Annotated in this window: 17 protein-coding genes, 1 tRNA gene and 1 pseudogene; 15 read left to right on the top strand and 4 right to left on the bottom strand. The window is 59.6% G+C overall.

Annotated elements, in window-relative coordinates:
* Positions 1-74: 74 nt before the first annotated feature.
* Positions 75-761, bottom strand: coding sequence for an HAD-IA family hydrolase (locus tag HF257_RS02940; protein ID WP_185703351.1), 687 nt, complete (start codon positions 759-761; stop codon positions 75-77).
* A gap of 153 nt (positions 762-914) precedes the next feature.
* On the opposite strand from HF257_RS02940, the gene HF257_RS02945 reads away from it, so the two are divergent.
* From HF257_RS02945 to HF257_RS02965, 5 genes and pseudogenes are all read left to right on the top strand, one after another.
* Positions 915-1442 (top strand): sigma-70 family RNA polymerase sigma factor, encoded by a 528-nt coding sequence (locus HF257_RS02945; RefSeq protein WP_185703349.1) that lies wholly within the window; start codon positions 915-917, stop codon positions 1440-1442.
* Positions 1435-2376, top strand: coding sequence for a FecR family protein (locus tag HF257_RS02950; protein ID WP_185703347.1), 942 nt, complete (start codon positions 1435-1437; stop codon positions 2374-2376). Before HF257_RS02945 ends, HF257_RS02950 begins: the two co-directional genes overlap by 8 nt.
* A 94-nt stretch (positions 2377-2470) precedes the next feature.
* Entirely contained in the window at positions 2471-5209 is a 2739-nt protein-coding gene (locus HF257_RS02955) for a TonB-dependent receptor (protein ID WP_185703345.1), read from the top strand.
* Positions 5210-5281: 72 nt separating this feature from the next.
* Positions 5282-6076, top strand: coding sequence for an energy transducer TonB family protein (locus tag HF257_RS02960; RefSeq protein WP_233100256.1), 795 nt, complete (start codon positions 5282-5284; stop codon positions 6074-6076).
* Positions 6077-6151: 75 nt separating this feature from the next.
* A pseudogene (locus HF257_RS02965) lies at positions 6152-6508 on the top strand (DUF2784 domain-containing protein).
* Here the strand turns inward: HF257_RS02965 and HF257_RS02970 are convergent.
* On the bottom strand, positions 6495-7463 hold the full coding sequence (locus HF257_RS02970) for an NAD-dependent epimerase/dehydratase family protein (protein ID WP_185703341.1): 969 nt from the start codon (positions 7461-7463) through the stop codon (positions 6495-6497). The pseudogene HF257_RS02965 and the gene HF257_RS02970 overlap by 14 nt on opposite strands.
* A 93-nt stretch (positions 7464-7556) precedes the next feature.
* Between HF257_RS02970 and HF257_RS02975 the strand changes: the two genes are divergently transcribed.
* From HF257_RS02975 to HF257_RS03005, 7 genes are all read left to right on the top strand, one after another.
* Entirely contained in the window at positions 7557-8441 is an 885-nt protein-coding gene (locus HF257_RS02975; protein WP_185703339.1) for a LysR family transcriptional regulator, read from the top strand.
* Positions 8442-8495: 54 nt separating this feature from the next.
* Positions 8496-9074 (top strand): DUF4337 domain-containing protein, encoded by a 579-nt coding sequence (locus tag HF257_RS02980; RefSeq protein ID WP_185703337.1) that lies wholly within the window; start codon positions 8496-8498, stop codon positions 9072-9074.
* An 86-nt stretch (positions 9075-9160) separates the two neighbouring features.
* Positions 9161-9820, top strand: a complete 660-nt coding sequence (locus HF257_RS02985) for a M24 family metallopeptidase (protein ID WP_185703335.1) — start codon at positions 9161-9163, stop codon at positions 9818-9820.
* Positions 9821-9829: 9 nt separating this feature from the next.
* A complete protein-coding gene (locus HF257_RS02990; protein WP_185703333.1) occupies positions 9830-10183 on the top strand; it encodes a gamma-glutamylcyclotransferase family protein in 354 nt (117 codons plus the stop codon).
* A 48-nt stretch (positions 10184-10231) separates the two neighbouring features.
* Positions 10232-11272 carry an EamA family transporter gene (locus tag HF257_RS02995; protein WP_185703331.1) on the top strand — a complete coding sequence of 347 codons (1041 nt, stop codon included), beginning with the start codon at positions 10232-10234 and terminating at the stop codon, positions 11270-11272.
* A 65-nt stretch (positions 11273-11337) separates the two neighbouring features.
* Positions 11338-11715 carry a c-type cytochrome gene (locus HF257_RS03000; RefSeq protein WP_185703329.1) on the top strand — a complete coding sequence of 126 codons (378 nt, stop codon included), beginning with the start codon at positions 11338-11340 and terminating at the stop codon, positions 11713-11715.
* A 461-nt stretch (positions 11716-12176) separates the two neighbouring features.
* Positions 12177-12737 (top strand): fasciclin domain-containing protein, encoded by a 561-nt coding sequence (locus tag HF257_RS03005; RefSeq protein WP_185703327.1) that lies wholly within the window; start codon positions 12177-12179, stop codon positions 12735-12737.
* A 290-nt stretch (positions 12738-13027) separates the two neighbouring features.
* On the opposite strand, the gene HF257_RS03010 is transcribed toward HF257_RS03005, so the two are convergent.
* Positions 13028-13117, bottom strand: a tRNA-Ser gene (locus HF257_RS03010).
* A gap of 321 nt (positions 13118-13438) precedes the next feature.
* Between HF257_RS03010 and HF257_RS03015 the strand changes: the two genes are divergently transcribed.
* The 3 genes from HF257_RS03015 to HF257_RS03025 all read left to right on the top strand — a co-directional run bounded on the left by HF257_RS03015 (position 13439) and on the right by HF257_RS03025 (position 16161).
* Complete coding sequence (locus HF257_RS03015; protein ID WP_185703325.1) at positions 13439-14131, top strand: crotonase/enoyl-CoA hydratase family protein; 693 nt, start codon at positions 13439-13441, stop codon at positions 14129-14131.
* A 213-nt stretch (positions 14132-14344) separates the two neighbouring features.
* Positions 14345-15067, top strand: a complete 723-nt coding sequence (locus tag HF257_RS03020; protein WP_185703323.1) for a 1-acylglycerol-3-phosphate O-acyltransferase — start codon at positions 14345-14347, stop codon at positions 15065-15067.
* 122 nt (positions 15068-15189) lie between these two features.
* Positions 15190-16161, top strand: a complete 972-nt coding sequence (locus HF257_RS03025) for a magnesium and cobalt transport protein CorA (RefSeq protein WP_185703321.1) — start codon at positions 15190-15192, stop codon at positions 16159-16161.
* On the opposite strand, the gene HF257_RS03030 is transcribed toward HF257_RS03025, so the two are convergent.
* A complete protein-coding gene (locus HF257_RS03030) occupies positions 16158-16883 on the bottom strand; it encodes an amidotransferase (protein WP_185703319.1) in 726 nt (241 codons plus the stop codon). The two genes, HF257_RS03025 and HF257_RS03030, sit on opposite strands and share 4 nt — an antisense overlap.
* Between the last annotated feature and the right edge of the window lie 68 nt (positions 16884-16951).

The raw sequence follows: 16951 nt of genomic DNA on the forward strand, positions 1-16951 counted from the left end.
CAGTCAATGAATAGGTCGACTGATCCACCGCATTCGCGAGCAAGCTCGCTCCCACATTTTTTGACTGCGCTCAGTCAATCCAACGGCGGCAAGCCATAGGCCGCCAGATCAAACTCCGCGAGTTTGCGGATGATCTGGTCGGCGTGGTGGTACTTGCTGTCCGCCATGGCTTCGTCCGGCACGGCGATGGCGGTCATGTGGGCAGCCTTCGCAGCCGTTACCCCAAAGGGCGAATCCTCGAACACCAGGCAATCCTCGGGCGCAACGCCCAGGCGGCGTGCTGCGGTAAGGAAGATGTCCGGCGCGGGCTTGGCGGCGCCGACTTCCGGGTCGTCAGCGGTAACGATGGTGTCGAACAGGCCAAACCACTCACGGTGCAACGTGGTCTTGTGGCCAAACGAATTGCGCGACGAACTGGTACCCACGGCAATCGGAATGTGGTGCGCCTTCAAGTGCCGCACCAACGCTTCGGCGCCAGGCATGCCCAGGGCCTTGGGGAAGCGTTCGCTCATCAGCGGTTCGCGAATGGTTAGAAACTCGGCTGGCGTGATCGGCAGGTCCAGCGCCTTGACCACGTAGTCGGCCAGGTCCTGGGCGCCGCGACCGATGATGTGCTGCTTGATCCCCCAGTCATAGGTACGGCCGTAGCGTTCAGCGATGATCTGTGTGACTTCGGTGTAGATGCCTTCCGTATCCAGCAACAAACCGTCCATATCGAAAATCACGGCCTTGATCGGGCCGGCGGTACGCGGTGCGTTCATCAAAACAGATCCTTGGGGGAAGGACTAAAAGGATTCAGCACAATAACGGCGCAGGTTGCCTTCAAGCAACCTTCGAAGCTCGGTATTGATAATTACTCTCAATTAAACTAACGTCGCCGCGCTTGAGGGTCTGATCTCTTTTCGAGTTTCGCTGTGACTGACAACGCCGCCAGGCTGCAACTCTACCTTGACCACCGTCCCGCACTGATCAACTACGCCAAGGTTGTGGTGGGTGAACACGCACGCGCCGAAGACGTGGTGCAAGACGCGTTCCTGCGCTTTTGCGCCAACGCGCAAGACCCCGTGGAGCAACCCGTGGCCTACCTGTACCGGATCGTACGCAACCTGGCGTTGGACGCCGTGCGCCGACAAGCCACCGAAAAACGCCAGCAGAAAATGCCCGCGCAATGGATGCATCCGGGCCAGGAGTTATCGCCCGAGCAGCGGGTGGTGCATGGCGACGACGCGAGCCGAATCGCCGCCGCCCTGGCAGGGTTGCCGGAACAAATGCGCATCGCCGTCGAGATGAATCGACTGGGCGGTTTCACGTTGCAGCAAACCGCCGATCATCTCAATATCTCGCTTTCCACCGCCCACCGCCTGGTCAAGGACGCCATCGTTCACCTGGCCTCAAGTGTCGCCACCCATGGCGCGCACAGTAAGGAACGCCCGTATGCATGACGCCCACCCGCCCAGGAACGTCTCGGCCAAAAGCCTGGAAGACGCCGGCCAGTGGCTGCTGGACCTGCAGGCTTCACCAGAACGCTTCGACGAGTTCGATCGCTGGTTACACGCCAGCGATGATCATTTTGAGGCGTGGGCCCAGGTCAGTCGCGTTTTGCACGCGCTGGAACAACTGCCGCCCACCACTCAACAGCAGTGGCCACGCCCTGCCCGCCGGCGCCTGCCGTTGCTGGCCGCCGCTTGCATCAGCGCGCTGGCGGTGTGCGCAGCGTTGGTGTTCAACCCCGGTTGGCGTGCCGACTACAGCACCGCCACCGCCGAAACCCGCGAAGTCACCCTGAGCGACGGCAGCCGCTTGACGCTGGCGCCACGCAGCGCAATCAACGTGAGCATCGACGGCGCGCAACGCGAGGTCACGCTGGTACGCGGCGAGGTGTTTTTTGATGTGGTACACGACGCGCAAAAGCCGTTTGAAGTGCGCAGCAACGACGCGGTGATCCGCGTCCTCGGCACCGCCTTCGACGTGGCTCGGGCGGAAAATGGCCTGGCGGTAGAAGTGCGTGACGGCACCGTGGGCGTGAACAAACAGTACCGGCTGACGGCGGGACAACGGCTGTGGATCGATCGCCAAAGCGGCGTGGGCACTCAATCGTCAGTGGCGCCCACGGAAGTCGCGGGCTGGATCAACGGCACACAGTTTTTTGAAAACGCCAGCGTCGCCCAGGTGGTCGAGCAACTCGATCGCTACCAGCGCGGCTGGATCGTGATCAAGGATCCGGCCCTGGCCAACAAGCGTGTCACCGGGCTTTACGACATGCGCGACACCCGACGCGCCCTCCAGGCATTGGTCGCGCCGATTGGCGGTGAGGTCAGCGCGTACTCGCCGCTGCTGATCGTCATCGGCAACACAACGTCGGCCACTGAAAAATAATTACATTTCCCTGAAAAAAATTCGGCAGGTGCTCGTCTTTGTAGCTCCCCGTATTGCGAATGAATCGCAATACAAAACACTAAGGCGATGAAACATGGGTCACCGATCACCCGCACCGCTGGCACTGGCCATCTTGTGCGCTGCCATCCACAGCGCAATTTTCCAGCCCTCCCTGGCATTGGCGGCCGATAGCGCAGGCACGCCGAGTGATCAGGCGACCCGTTTCTTCGACATCCCCGCCCAACCGTTGACGACTGCGCTGAGCACCTTCGCCCGCCAGGCCAACCTGCAATTGGGCCTGCAAGCCGGACTGGTGGACGGCCTGCAATCCCAGGCCGTGCGCGGCAACTTTACCCAAGAACAAGCGCTGCAACGCCTGTTGGGTAATGCGCCAGTGAACTGGAAGATCGACAGCCAACGCAGCCTGATCCTCAGCCGCCGCGATGCCCCCAACACAGGCCTGGACGATCTCGACGACGCCGAATTACTTGGCCCGGTGACCATCAAGGGCGGCGAAACCAGCCGTTTGACCGGCACTGCCGCAGAGGTCTACACCAAGGCCGGCTCCAGCGTGTTTATCTCTGGCGAAACCATCAACCGTTTCCGTGGATCTTCCCCGGCCGACATTCTCAAAGGCGTGCCCGGCGTGCAAACCGGCGACGCTCGCAATGGCGGCGCGCTGGACGTGAACATCCGTGGTATTCAGGGCCAGAGCCGCGTGCCGGTGACCATCGACGGCAGCCAACAAGCCATCGATGCCTACCGGGGCTACAGCGGTATGCAGCAACGCAGCTACATCGACCCCGACCTGATCAGCGAAATCCGCGTGGACAAGGGCCCCAGCCTCGGCGCCGATGCGGCGGGCGCCATCGGTGGCATGGTCAAGATGAAAACCCTGCAACCCAAGGACATCCTCAAGGAGGGCGAAACCTACGGCGTGCGCCTCAAGGGTGACTTGTCCAGCAACAGTGTCGATGCACCCGACACCTACAAAGCCACACCGCATCACGGCAGCAACGGCCTGCTCGGCTCCCCGGCGCATTCCGGCAGCGTGGCGTTCGCCAGCACCAGCGAGACGGTGGACTTTGTCGCGGCCTACTCCCAGCGCCAAAGCGGCAACTATTACGCGGGTAAAAAAGGCTTCAAGAACTACCAGGTGTTTCAACAGGTGCGTCGATACGACCCGAAAACCCGGAAGTACATCTACGTCACCCAAGAGGCCAACACCGCGGCCAAATTCTTCAAGCCTGACACCGAGGTGTTCAACACCGCGACCGACACTGAATCGGTGCTGCTCAAGGCGATCATCAAACCCGCGACGGACCAGAAACTGGAGCTGACCTACCGCTACACCGACGGCAAATATGGCGAAGTGATGCCGTCGCAGGTCATCCGTAACACCAGCGGCAGCGTGCCGCAGTGGGACCCAGGAAAAATGCGCATTAACGCCTACACCGCACGCTACACCTACAAGCCTGAAGACAATCCGCTGATTGATCTGAGCGCCAACGTCTGGGCCACCAAAGCCCAGAGCGAAGCCTTCAACGGCCTGGTCACCGTGACGCCGCTCTATGGTCATGACGACGATGCCGACCCGCTCGGCGATACCTACAAGGACGCGTTGCGCAACCGCACCAAGGACAAGCGTTGGGGCGTGGACCTGAGCAACACCTCGCGCTTCGACACCCGCGCCGGCAAGTTCGCCTTGACCTACGGCGGCTCCTATCAGACCGAAGACCTGGGCCCCGATGACAACTCGCCGGTGCTGCTGTCGGACTTGCAAAAGAACCGTTTTATCCGCAGTGGCGAACGCGAAGAAAGCAGCCTGGTGACGTCGCTTGAGTGGGCGCCAATCAACCGCCTGACCCTGACGGCGGGCGGCCGCTACAGCGCATTCAACAGCAAGGACCACAACCGCAAAGCCACTGCGGCCACGTTCGATGCAGACGACAACCCCACCAGCTACACCTTTGCGCCCCCCATCGAGCGCAAGGATCACGCCTTTGCGCCATCGTTTGGTGTGAAGTTGAACGTCACCGACAACAGCTTCGTCTACGTCAATTACAACCAAGGCGTGCGCATGCCGAGCCTGTTCGAATCCACCCTCGGGTTGTTCACGGCCGCCGTGCCGACCGACGGCATCAAGCCCGAACGCAGCAAGAACTGGGAGTTCGGTGTCAGCACCCTGCACAACAGCGTGCTGACCGACGGCGACACGGCGGCTGCCAAGCTGGCGTATTTCAACAACAAGATCGAAAACTACATCACCCGCGACTACACCGACATTTTTGCCGGCAACCTGCAGAACGTCGACAGCTTCACGGTCAAGGGCATCGAGTTGCAAACCAGCTATGACATGGGGCGGGTGTTCACCGACATCTCCGCCACCTACTACTTGAATGCCAAGACCTGCGCGCCGGACATCGCGAAAAAACTGCGCGAAGACGACAACCCCGCCACCCCCAACTGTGTCGACGGTGGCTTTCCGGGTTCCTACACCAATACCCAAAACCCGCCTAAATACTCGGTCAACACCACCCTGGGCAGCCGCTGGTTTGACAACCGTCTCGTGCTCGGCGGGCGCATGGTCTACAACAGCGCGCCCACCGCCAAACTCGACAAATCCTGGAACGACGGCATCACCACCAACCAGATGTACTACCGCAAGTCGGCGATCTTCGACCTGTTTGCCAGCTTCGAAATTGTCAAAGGCACCCAACTGGACTTCTCGGTACAGAACCTCACCAACGTCTATTACCTGGACCCGCTGGCCCAAAGCTTCATGCCCGCGCCAGGGCGAACGTTGCGCACCGGGTTGACCGTCAAATTCTGATAACGCCGCGGGTAAACCACGGGATGCCCTGCATGGGCATCCCGTTTTACGTTGATCTCTATTGATAAGCCCATGATGTCCAAGACTGCTCCCGATTACCTCAACCCACCGCGCAAGGCTTTGTGGAGCATTGCGACGCTGATCACCCTGAGCGTCTACGCCGCCCTCATCGCATGGTGGCTGCACACGCCCGTGGTGGCCGTGGCCGAAGCTGCGCCCGCTGCGATGATGATCGAACTGGCCGCCGCTCCCGTGGCCCAGGCCGTGGAAGAGGACCTGCAAGTAGCGCCCGACAAGGTGGTGCAGAAACAGCTGAACGCACCGTCGGTAAAACTCGCGAAGGCGCTGCCGAAAAAGGTCGTGCCGGCAGCCCGACCGAGCCCGGCCAAGCAAGCCACCTCACCACTCAAGGATTCGGCGCAAGGCACCTACTCTTCCGCGCCCGACCACGCCGCCGAATTTGCGAGCGCGCCACAAACGCCAACCGAACCGTCCGCCCCCTCCGCCACCACCGCACCGCCCAAGCTCGACACACAGGTCTCTGACACCACCGCCGCGAACCAGTCCTCACGCGGCAGCGCCGACCCCACGCAAAAGGTGCAATGGGAGGCCCAACTGCTGGCCCACCTGGAACGCTTCAAACGCTACCCACAAAACGCCCGCGACCGTGGCGACCGGGGCGTGGCGTATTTGCGCTTTGAAATCGACAGCAACGGCACAGTACTCAGTGCCAGCATCGTGCGGTCTGCAGGTTTTGCCGAACTGGACAGCGCCACGCTGGACATGATCAACCGCGCCTCCCCAGTGCCTCGTCCGCCGGAGGGCAGCAAGACGCGGTTTACGGTGCCGGTGGTGTTTGCCAAATAGGGCTTGCCTATAGCAACGGCGTCAAAGGGCAAGCTAATCTCGCGGGGATTTCCCTCCCTGATAGCGAACCCAAACATGCTTTACCGCTTAGCCGCCGACGGCCTGGTGCTGTTCCACCTGTGCTTCATCCTGTTCGTGTTGTTCGGCGGGCTACTGGCGCTCAAATGGCGGCCCGTCATGTGGTTGCACCTGCCCGCCGCTGCGTGGGGCGTGGCCGTGGAAGTGTTTCACCTGCCCTGCCCGCTGACCCAATGGGAAAACCTGTTCCGCCATCTCGCCGGGCAGGACGGCTACGGCGGTGGGTTTATCGAGCACTACATCCTGGCGCTGATCTATCCGGCCGGGCTGACCCCGAACATTTAATTGGCCTTGGGTGCGTTGGTGTTGCTGATCAATATCGCGGTGTATGTGCGTTTGATCAGGCGCTCGTAGGCACGCAGCCGAGGCCAATCAACGTGGCCTCCACCGCGTGTTCCAGGGGCGTGTGAGGTTCACTGCCAAGCACCTCGACCAGCCGCTGGTTATCCATGCACAGCGGGGTTTGCCACAGGTAACGCATTTCCTGCAATTCGCGAAAGGTCACCACAAAGGGCACGGCCAGTTTCAGCAACCACCAAGGGAAGCTGCCGACGCTGGGTTGTTGGCCTGTCCTACGCAGTACCACACGCTGGATGGCCTGGACCATCTGCATGCCATCCCTGTCGATATGCCCGGCCATATGAAAACAGGCAAAAGCGTCGAGGCTTGCGCGGCGCTCCAGCAACGCAACCATGGTGCGGGCCACATCCGGCAGGTAGGCCCACTGATGCGCCACGCCGCGTGCGCCCGGATAACTCACGGTCGAAACAGGTTTACCTGGCTTGACCAACCCTTGGGAAAACCAACTGTTGGCAGCCTGAGCTCCAAAAAAATCCCCGGCACGTACGATCAGCCCCCGCGCACCCTGGCGGGAAGCGTGGAGTAACCGCTGCTCCAGCTGCACCCGGATAGCGCCTTTGCGTGTTTGCGGATGTTGCGGCGAGTCTTCACGCAACACCGGAAACGCATCTGGTCCAAAGTTGTAGACCGTGCCGGGCAGCACGACTGTTGCGCCCTCAACAATGGCCGCCGCGATGCTGTTGTCGATCATCGGCAGCACCTGCTCGGCCCAATTGCGGTAGCCCGGTGGGTTCACCGCGTGCACGATTACCGCACAACCTCGGGCGGCTGCGATCACCTCATCACGCTTGAGCGCATCCCCCTTGAGCCAGGCAAACCCAGGCTGCTGGCTGCGCGCCTTGTCGACATCCCGGGTCAATGCACACACCTCCCAACCTGCCGCCTTCAGTTGTCGCGCCACTTCACCGCCGATACCACCCGTTGCACCCAAGACCAAAACCTTGCTCATCACCGTCTCCCCTACCTGTTGATGAACTCATTGTGTTGGTGGCCGCGCTATAGAGGAATTGTCGAAGACCATCCAGGCGCTATACATTTATGCATGGCATCGAATATTGGTTGGGAGCTTTACCGGTCGTTCCTCGGCGTACTCAAGGAGAGATCGTTGTCGGGGGCCGCGCGGCAGCTTGGCATTACACAGCCCACAGTCGGCCGCCACATTGCCGCGCTGGAAACGGCGCTGGGCGTGGTGTTGTTTACCCGCTCACCTACCGGGTTGCTGCCGACAGCAGTCGCCCATACGCTGCGTGACCACGCCGAAACCATGGCACGTACAGCCGCCGCCCTTGAGCGTGCGGCATCGGCCCAGGGTGACGAAGTGCGCGGCGTGGTGCGTGTGTCCGCCAGCGAAGTGGTGGGTGTGGAGATACTGCCGCCGATCCTCACGCAATTGCGCCAGCAACATCCGCATCTCAAGGTCGAATTGATCCTGACCAACCGCCTCAGCGACCTGCTGCAACTGGAAGCCGACATCGCCGTGCGCATGGTCCGCCCGCGCCAGGAGCAATTGCTGGCGCGGCGTGTGGGCCTGATCGAGGTGGGCCTGCATGCCCGCGACGATTACTTGCAACAGTACGGTATTCCCCAGCACATGCAGGACCTGGCGGCGCACTCAGTGATTGGCTTCGACCAGGAAAACGCCTTTATCCGCAGCCTCGCCATCAAGGGCTTCGAACGCAGCACCTTCGCCCTCAGCAGCGACAGTGACCTGGCGCAATTGGCCCTGATCCGTGCCGGCGCGGGCATCGGCGGCTGCCAGGTGCAACTGGCCAAGCGCGACCCCCGTCTGCATCGGATTTTGCCCGAGGCCTTCGCGCTCAAGCTGGACACCTGGGTCACCATGCACGAAGACCTGCGCAACAGCCCACGCTGCCGCGTGATGTTTGATGCTCTGGTGGAAGGTTTGCAACATTACGTACAGGCTTGAGACAGCTTCGCTGGTGAAGAATCAGACTCCCTCATTCCGTTCGCAGTCGCCGCCATGTCCGAAGCCTTCGAAGTCCCCAGCCCCCACGAAAAACACGTCGAACACACCACCGAACATGCCCACGGCCGCGGCGACAATTTCGCCAGCCGGATTGCCGTGATGACCGCGCTGATGGCCACCCTCGGCGCCATGCTCAGCTACCAGGCCGGCTCCACCGAAAGCGAAGCGGCGATGGACAAGAACAACGCCGCCATCATCAAGACCGAAGCGGCCAACCAGTGGAACTACTACCAGGCCAAATCCAGCCGACAGAACCTTGCGGAACTGGCCACCCATATTCCCGGTGTCGACGCGGCGCATTACAAGGACGAAATCGAGCGCTACAAGAGCCAGAAGGAAGACGTGCGCAAGCAGGCAGAAAAGCTTGAGGCCACCTCCAGGGAATGGGATGAAAAATCGGAGCAGGCGCTGCACCAGCATCATCGTTGGGCCCAGGCGATGACGGCGATTCAGATCGCGATTTCGTTGGCGGCGATTACTTTGCTGACCCGGCGGGAATGGTTAAAGCGCATGTCGTATACAGCGGCAGGTGTGGCCGTAGTGTTGGGTAGCCTGGCGTGGCTGCATATCTGACGCGCAATTTGCGTTTTGCTGCGCCATCAGCGCGCTATATAGTAAAACGCATAACGAACCACATTATTTAGGCCGAGGACACGCTGGTGAGTGCACAACCCAAAGAAGCCGTAGGCGCCGCCTACAGTATTGAATCCATGCGCTACGCCCAGGCCATGACCTGGAAAGCCATCGAAAACCTCTCCCAGCGTATCCGCCCTGGCATGCTCGAATCCGAAGCCCGCGAGCTGGGCAAGCAGGTCCTCGCCGACCTCGACATGCAACGCATCTGGCACCCGCTGCTGGTGCGTTTCGGCGCCAACACCCTCAAGACCTTCAAGCAACGCTCCGAAGGTGACCCGGTGTTGGGCGAAAACGATATTTTCTTCATCGACATGGGTGCCGTGTGGCAGGGCCACGAAGGCGACGCCGGCGCCACGTTCAGCACCGGCAACGACCCAGAAATGATCGCCTGCGCCAACGCCGCCAAAGAGCTCTTCGACCGCGTGCAAGCCCGTTGGAAAAACGACCAGGTCGTGGGCCTCGAGCTTTACCGCTACGCCGAAGAACAGGCCCAGGCCATGGGCTGGCAACTGAACCTGGACATCAAGGGCCATCGCGTCAGCGACTTCCCCCACGCTATCCACCGTGGCGGCGATCTCGGCGACTTCGAGCACTACCCGAACGCCGGCCTGTGGATTCTCGAAATCCAGATCGCCCACCCGACCAAGCCCTACGGCGCTTTCTACGAAGACCTGCTGGCATAAGGAACCCCAATGGAACGCTCCACCGAATACCCCGTGCTGTTGTTTTCCTACGGCACGTTGCAGGACAAGGCCGTGCAACTCGCCAACTTCGGCAGGGAACTGGTCGGCCAACACGACGCCATGCTGGGCTATTCGAAAAGCTGGGTAGAGATCACCGACCCGCAGGTTTTGGCGAGCAGCGGCAAGACCCATCACCCCATCGTTGCACCGACTACCGAACCAGGCGCCAAGGTTGAGGGGTCGGTGTTCCAAATCACCGACGCGGAGTTGGCAGCAGCAGACGCGTATGAGGTGTCGGACTACAAACGAGTGGCAGTAAGCCTGTCGTCCGGGCTGACGGCTTGGGTGTATGTACAGGCATGAATAACACCGCATAAGTCGTATGATCGGAGCAACTTCCGAGGACCGCCCATGAACCTCAGCATCGTCTACGCCCTCGCCGCCGCTGCGCTTTTCGGCGCCAGCACACCGCTGGCCAAAAGCCTCGGGCTGGGCCTGTCGCCCGTGCTGCTCGCCGGCCTGCTCTACCTCGGCAGCGGCGTCGGCCTCGCCGGCGTTCGCCTGGTGCGTGATCGCGGATGGAAACCCACCGGTCTCAGCCCATCGGAATGGCCCTGGCTGCTCGGGGCCATCGCGTTCGGTGGCATCCTCGGGCCAGTGGCGCTGATGTTCGGGCTGACGCGCACCGCAGGCGCAACCGCCTCCCTGATGCTCAACCTAGAATCGGTGCTTACCGCACTGATCGCCTGGCTGGTATTCAAGGAAAACGCCGACCGCCGCATCGTCCTCGGGATGATCGTCATCGTGCTGGGCGGTTTGGCGCTGTCCTGGTCTGACGGCAGCGGAGCCAGCCACGATTGGACAGGCCCCTTCGCGGTTGCATTGGCCTGCCTGTGCTGGGGCATTGATAACAACCTGACGCGCAAAGTGTCCGCCTCTGACGCAGTGTTTATCGCTGGCGCCAAAGGCCTGATCGCGGGCTTGGTGAACTGCGGCCTGGCGCTGCACCTCGGCGCACAGATTCCTGCGCCGGCGCAACTCGCGCCGATCTTGCTGGTGGGCTTTCTGGGATACGGCATCAGCCTGGTCATGTTCGTGCTGGCACTGCGCGGGCTAGGCAGCGCACGCACGGGGGCTTACTTCTCGACCGCCCCATTCCTGGGAGCTGCGATTGCACTGCTGGTGCTGGGCGAGTCGGTAACGGCAGCGTTCTGGCTTGCCTCGGCGCTGATGGCCGTGGGGTTGTGGCTGCACCTAACGGAACGCCATGCCCATGAACATCAGCACGAAGCGACGGAACACGGGCATCGGCATGTGCACGATGAGCATCACCAGCATGAGCATGGGTTTGAATGGGACCCGGCGCAGCCGCATAGTCATGTGCATGTGCACAGCCCGGTGCGGCATAGCCATGCGCATTTTCCGGATGTGCATCATCGGCATCGGCATTGAAGATCCGGCATCTAGGGGGGTTGCCCTCGACGTAGATCTGACTTATTCAACAAGACCTTATAAGAATGAAAATAGTATTTATCGCTTCGCTGGGTTTTTTATCGCTGGCTCAAACATCACTGTCCGTTGCGGACAATGTTAACGGGAAGAACATCTACTTGCAGAGATGCGCTATGTGCCATGGAGCAGATTTGAAGGCTACAGGGCCGTTGGCTAACAAAAGCAATCCTCCCACACCCAACCTGACGGCAGCAGCTTTCAAGAAACGGCTCAATGATTATCCGGGCGTTATTGTGTCGTCGATAATACTTCGTCCCAATGGAGACTTGATTCCAAGAACCTTGCGGGAGAATGGTGTGAAGCTGGCGCCGTTTGATTGGAGGGTTAAGGATTTTCGCGATTTGAATGAGTACATGAGTGGAGTGATTTCAAAAAGTCGGTGATTTTTTGATAGGCGATAGAAATTCAGGCTTCGTGCTCGCCAAGGCACGGCAGGCAGTCGTCGCACAGAACCAGTGGAATGCTGAACGCGTTGTAAAGGCAGTTCAAGGCTAGGCAAGCGGAACCTGTGTGCCCCGCCGGTCGAAGTGGCGCAGGTTCGCAGCATCGGATGGGACAGGATTGTCGCGTTTGAGATCTCGTTTTTTCGAGTAATCGGAGTGCAGTATGTAAAACCAATGCTGAGGTTCATGGCACACCAGACTCAGGGGTTGTGGTTTCCACGCACACAAAAAAAGGCCCCCACACCTAGTTATGGTGCAGGGGCCTTTTGAACATAAACGGCGTTATTAGAAAGTCTCACCTCTCTATATTTATTTTTTCACTGCGTGCATCCAGTTCGCCGTCTTCTACGTAAATCAATCACCCCTCATTGGATGGGGTCGAAGAATCTAGGAGACGCATCATGCATACGCTCATCAAACGCATTGCTATGGCCTGCTTCACTCTCTTTTGCGTTGGCACTGGAGTCAGCTACGCCGCCGATACCGTAATGGTTGGCGGCGCAGCCATGTATCCAAGCAAAACCATCGTAGAAAACGCCGTCAACTCTAAAGACCATACGACGCTCGTCGCAGCGGTCAAGGCTGCCGGCCTAGTAGATACGCTTAACAGCAAAGGGCCATTCACGGTCTTCGCCCCCACCAATGAGGCCTTCGCCAAATTGCCTGCTGGCACAGTCGACACACTGGTCAAGCCGGAACACAAAGCCGATCTGACCAAGGTCCTCACCTATCACGTGGTCGCTGGCACTCATACCGCTAAGCAACTCATGGACGATGCCAAAATGCATGGCGGCAAAGTCACGCTGAAAACTGTTCAAGGCGAGTCGCTGACGGTCTGGCTGCACGATGGCAAGTTGTGGGTGGAGGACGCTAAAGGCGGTAAAGCAGCTATTACTATCGCCGATGTCATGCAGTCCAACGGGGTGATTCACGTGATCGATACAGTGTTGATGCCGAAGTAGAAACATGAGCATCAAAGCGTTCGAACGCAGTTTAGTTCGATCTTGAAAGACACTGGCTTTGCTTTCCATTGGACTGCAAAGCCAGCACTGCCAGAAGAAAAACTACTGTGGGCAAAGTCGTGGCCAGACAGATGAAATACCCTCTTCAGCGCAACGAGTGATCAGCCTCCTTTCCGCACCAAAATAGAGCGCCAGTCCCATGGTGGTCCCATGGGGCCATTTTTAGCATGCCAAAAACCACAAACCCCCGACTTTCTCTAGGAAAATCAGGGGTTTGCGTTTTATCAATTTGGCGGTGAAGGAGAGATTCGAACTCTCGATACAATTTCTTGTATACACACTTTCCAGGCGTGCTCCTTAAGCCACTCGGACACTTCACCGTATCTCGTCAAACCAGTTCAGTCTGTCGAGGCGCGCTAATGTAGTCGAAAGCCTTTCCGATGGCAAAGGTTTTTTTCAGAATTTTCATGCGGTTAGCGGGTTATGCCGTTACGCGCCCGGCAAGGGGCGGTGTTTCTGCCATTCTCAGGCATATGCTGCATGTGTCTGGGGCGGTTGTTAGGCCCTGCCGTGGGCTGTGTAGCAGCCTGCGTGCGGGAAATGTCTGACTGGGTAGTCAGTCATGGCGCTTTACCGGGGCGGGCGTGGTGGGTAACGTCTGTGCATGCCCTTCTATAACAAGTCCTACAAGGAACCGCGTCATGAGTGAGTTGATTGCTTACCACCTCGAAGACGGTATCGCGACCCTGACCTTGAGCAACGGCAAGGTGAATGCCATTTCTCCGGCGGTGGTCAGTGCGTTTAATGAAGCGTTGGACCAGGCGGAGAAAGATCGCGCGGTGGTGGTGATCACCGGCACGCCGGGGATTTTGTCCGGTGGTTATGATTTGAAGGTGATGACTGCAGGGCCCAAAGAGGCGATCGGCCTGGTGACTTCCGGCTCGACGCTGGCGCGTCGCTTGTTGTCGCATCCGTTCCCGGTGATTGTGGCGTGCCCTGGGCATGCGGTTGCCAAGGGTGCCTTTTTGTTGCTGTCGGCGGATTATCGGATTGGTGTGGAAGGCCCGTTCAGCATCGGCCTGAATGAAGTGGCCATCGGCATGACCATGCACCACGCCGGGATTGAGCTGGCGCAGGATCGCCTGAGCAAGGCGGCGTTCCAGCGCTCGGTGATCAACGCCGAGATGTTCGACCCGCAGGGCGCCGTAGTGGCCGGTTTCCTCGATAAAGTGGTGGCACCGGAGGAGTTGCATGCGGCGGCGCTGGAAGCGGCGCGTCAATTGAAGAAGATCAATATGAACGCCCACAAGCACACCAAACTGAAAGTGCGTAAGGCGCTGCTGGAGGCGTTGGATGACGCGATCATCCAGGACCAGGGCCACATTCTGAGCTAAGCCCTTACAGCTACAACGCTAAAGCCCGACCTAGTGTCGGGCTTTTTCTTACAAGCAAACCAGAAATGTCTTTAGCCGCTCTAGCCGGGCGGTGTCAGTAGATGTTGAAACATGTACTTAAACATCGCCTATCTCCTACCTCTACCGGGCTAATTGCCGAATACAGTGCACATCCGTACACTGCGCCACCTTTTGTCTCGATAGGCCGTGTCGATGCTTTTCCTGTTACGTATGTTGTTGATGGGCCTGCATTTTATGATCGCTGGCGTGCTTGGCGTGCTGGTTGGCATCTGCCGGCCGTTCAACCCGGACAACAGCCGCCTGTGCGCGCGCCTCTATGCCGTGCCGGCCATGCGGATCCTGGGGTTGAACGTGAAGACCGACGTGGACTCGCTGCGCAATAAGCCTGGCACCTGCGTGGTTGTCGCCAACCATCAGTCCAACTATGACCTGTTTGTGTTTGGCAATGTGGTGCCCCATCGCACGGTGTGTATCGCCAAGAAGAGCTTGAAATGGGTACCGCTGTTCGGTCAGTTGTTCTGGCTGGCGGGCAATGTGTTGATCGACCGTGGCAATGCGCACAAGGCGCGCCGGGCGATGCTCACCACCACCCACACCTTGCAACATGAGGACACGTCGATCTGGGTGTTCCCGGAAGGCACGCGCAACCTGGGCAAAGGCTTGCTGCCGTTCAAGAAAGGCGCGTTTCACATGGCGATTGCCGCCGGGGTGCCGATCGTGCAGGTGTGCGTGAGCAATTACGTTACGCAGATGCGGCTCAATCGTTGGAACAGTGGGGATGTGCTCATACGCTCGTTGCCGCCAATTCCCACGGCTGGTATGACGGCGGATGACGTTCCGGGGTTGATGCAGGCGTGTCAGGCGCAGATGGAGGCGTGTATTGCTCAGATGGATCGGGAGTTGGGGGCGGTCTGATTGGGCGCGCGTTGCACCCCAGCGCGAGCAAGCTCGCTCACTACAAAAGCCCATCCGCAAGGGAACGTCATTCAGGCTAAGCTGCCCAACACCTGTCCTCCCAATAAGAAGTGATCAGCACCATGGGTAGAGTTGTTGCGGCCGCTGTCTACAGCGCCGGTAAGAAAGTCAGGGATATCACCCTGGATGAAGGCGCGGCCTGGGCCGCCAAACCCGATCACTTTGTGTGGATAGGCCTGGAAGAACCCAGCGCCCAGGAGCTGGCCAACCTGCAACGCCAGTTCAACCTGCATGAGCTGGCCATCGAAGACGCCCTGGAAAAACACAGCCGTCCCAAGCTTGAAACCTTCGGCGATGCGCTGTTTATCGTCACCTATTCCCCAGTGCGCGAGAACGGCAAGCTGGAGTTTATCGAGACCCATATTTTTGCCGGCAACGGCTACATCATCACGGCGCGCAACGGCCACTCGGCGTCCTACGGTTTTGTGCGCCAGCGTTGTGAGGCACGGCCATTGCTGCTGGAGCATGGGGAAGATTTCGTACTGTATGCGCTGCTGGATTTCGTCACCGAAAACTACCAGCCGGTCAGCGAAGCCATCCACGCCGAGATCGATGAGCTGGAGCGCAACGTGCTGTGCAGCTCGCTGAACGAGCGCGATATCCAGAATCTCCACGGCCTGCGCCGTGACGTGCTGCGGCTCAAGCGCTATGTGGCGCCGATGGTGGAGATCAGCCAGGAGTTGCAGAAGCTGAGCTTCCCGTTTATCGACAAGAACATGCGCCCGTATTTTCGTGACGTGCAGATCCACGTAACGCGGCAGATGGAAGACCTCACCACCTTGCGCGACATTGCCAGCCAGACCATCGAGATCGGTGTGCTGTTGGAGGCCTCGCGCCAGAGCGTGGTGCAGCGCAAGTTCGCCGCCTGGGCGGCGATACTCGCCTTCCCCACAGCGGTGGCAGGGATTTATGGGATGAACTTCCAGAACATGCCCGAGCTGCAATGGCACTACGGCTACTTTGCGGTGCTCGGGTTTATCGCGGTGGGTTGCACCGGCCTGTGGGCCAGCTTCAAGCGGTCGGGCTGGCTTTAAGCCGCCGCGTCCGGCTTGTGTGCCACAAAGCGCATCATCCATTCCGCCACGGTGACGCCGTGGTGGTCATGTTCCAGGCTGGCCACGCCGCGGGTGTAGATCTGCTCACCGAGGTTCTGCTGGCGAATATCCAGCAGGGCGCGGGAGTAATCGTGGATGAATTCCGGATGGCCTTGGAAGCACAGCACTTGGTCATTGATGTGGTAGGCGGCGAACGGGCAGAAATCGCTGGAGGCGATAACGGTGGCGTTTTCCGGCAGCGCGGTGACTTGGTCCTGGTGGCTGATCAGCAGCGTCAGTTCCTCTACCACCGGGCTGATCCACGGCGCCTTGGCGGCCATTTGATAGTTGTGGATGCCCACGCCCCAGCCCTGGCTGGCACGCTCGCTCTTACCGCCCAGCAGCAGCGCAAGCAGTTGGTGACCGAAGCAGATGCCCAGCAACTTATCGCCACGCTCGTAGCGGTTTAGCAGGTAGGTCTTGAGGGTCTGGATCCACGGGTCGGTGCCGAATGAGTCGGCCTTGCTGCCGGTGACCAGATAAGCGTCGAACACCTGGTCGTCAGCGGGGTAGTCGCCGTCCATCACGTTGTACACGGTGAACTCGGCCGCAATCGGCTGCTGGGAGAACAGACGCTGGAACATATGCCCGTAGCCCTGATATTGATCCACCAACTCCGGGCGCAGGACATCGGTTTCCAGAATGCAGACGCGTAGCGACATAAAAAATACCTGACACGGTGATGGGAATAATGCACACCCAAGCCTGCCTTGAAACCTGTCGGTAAAGC

It is taken from the genome of Pseudomonas cremoris, assembly GCF_014230465.1.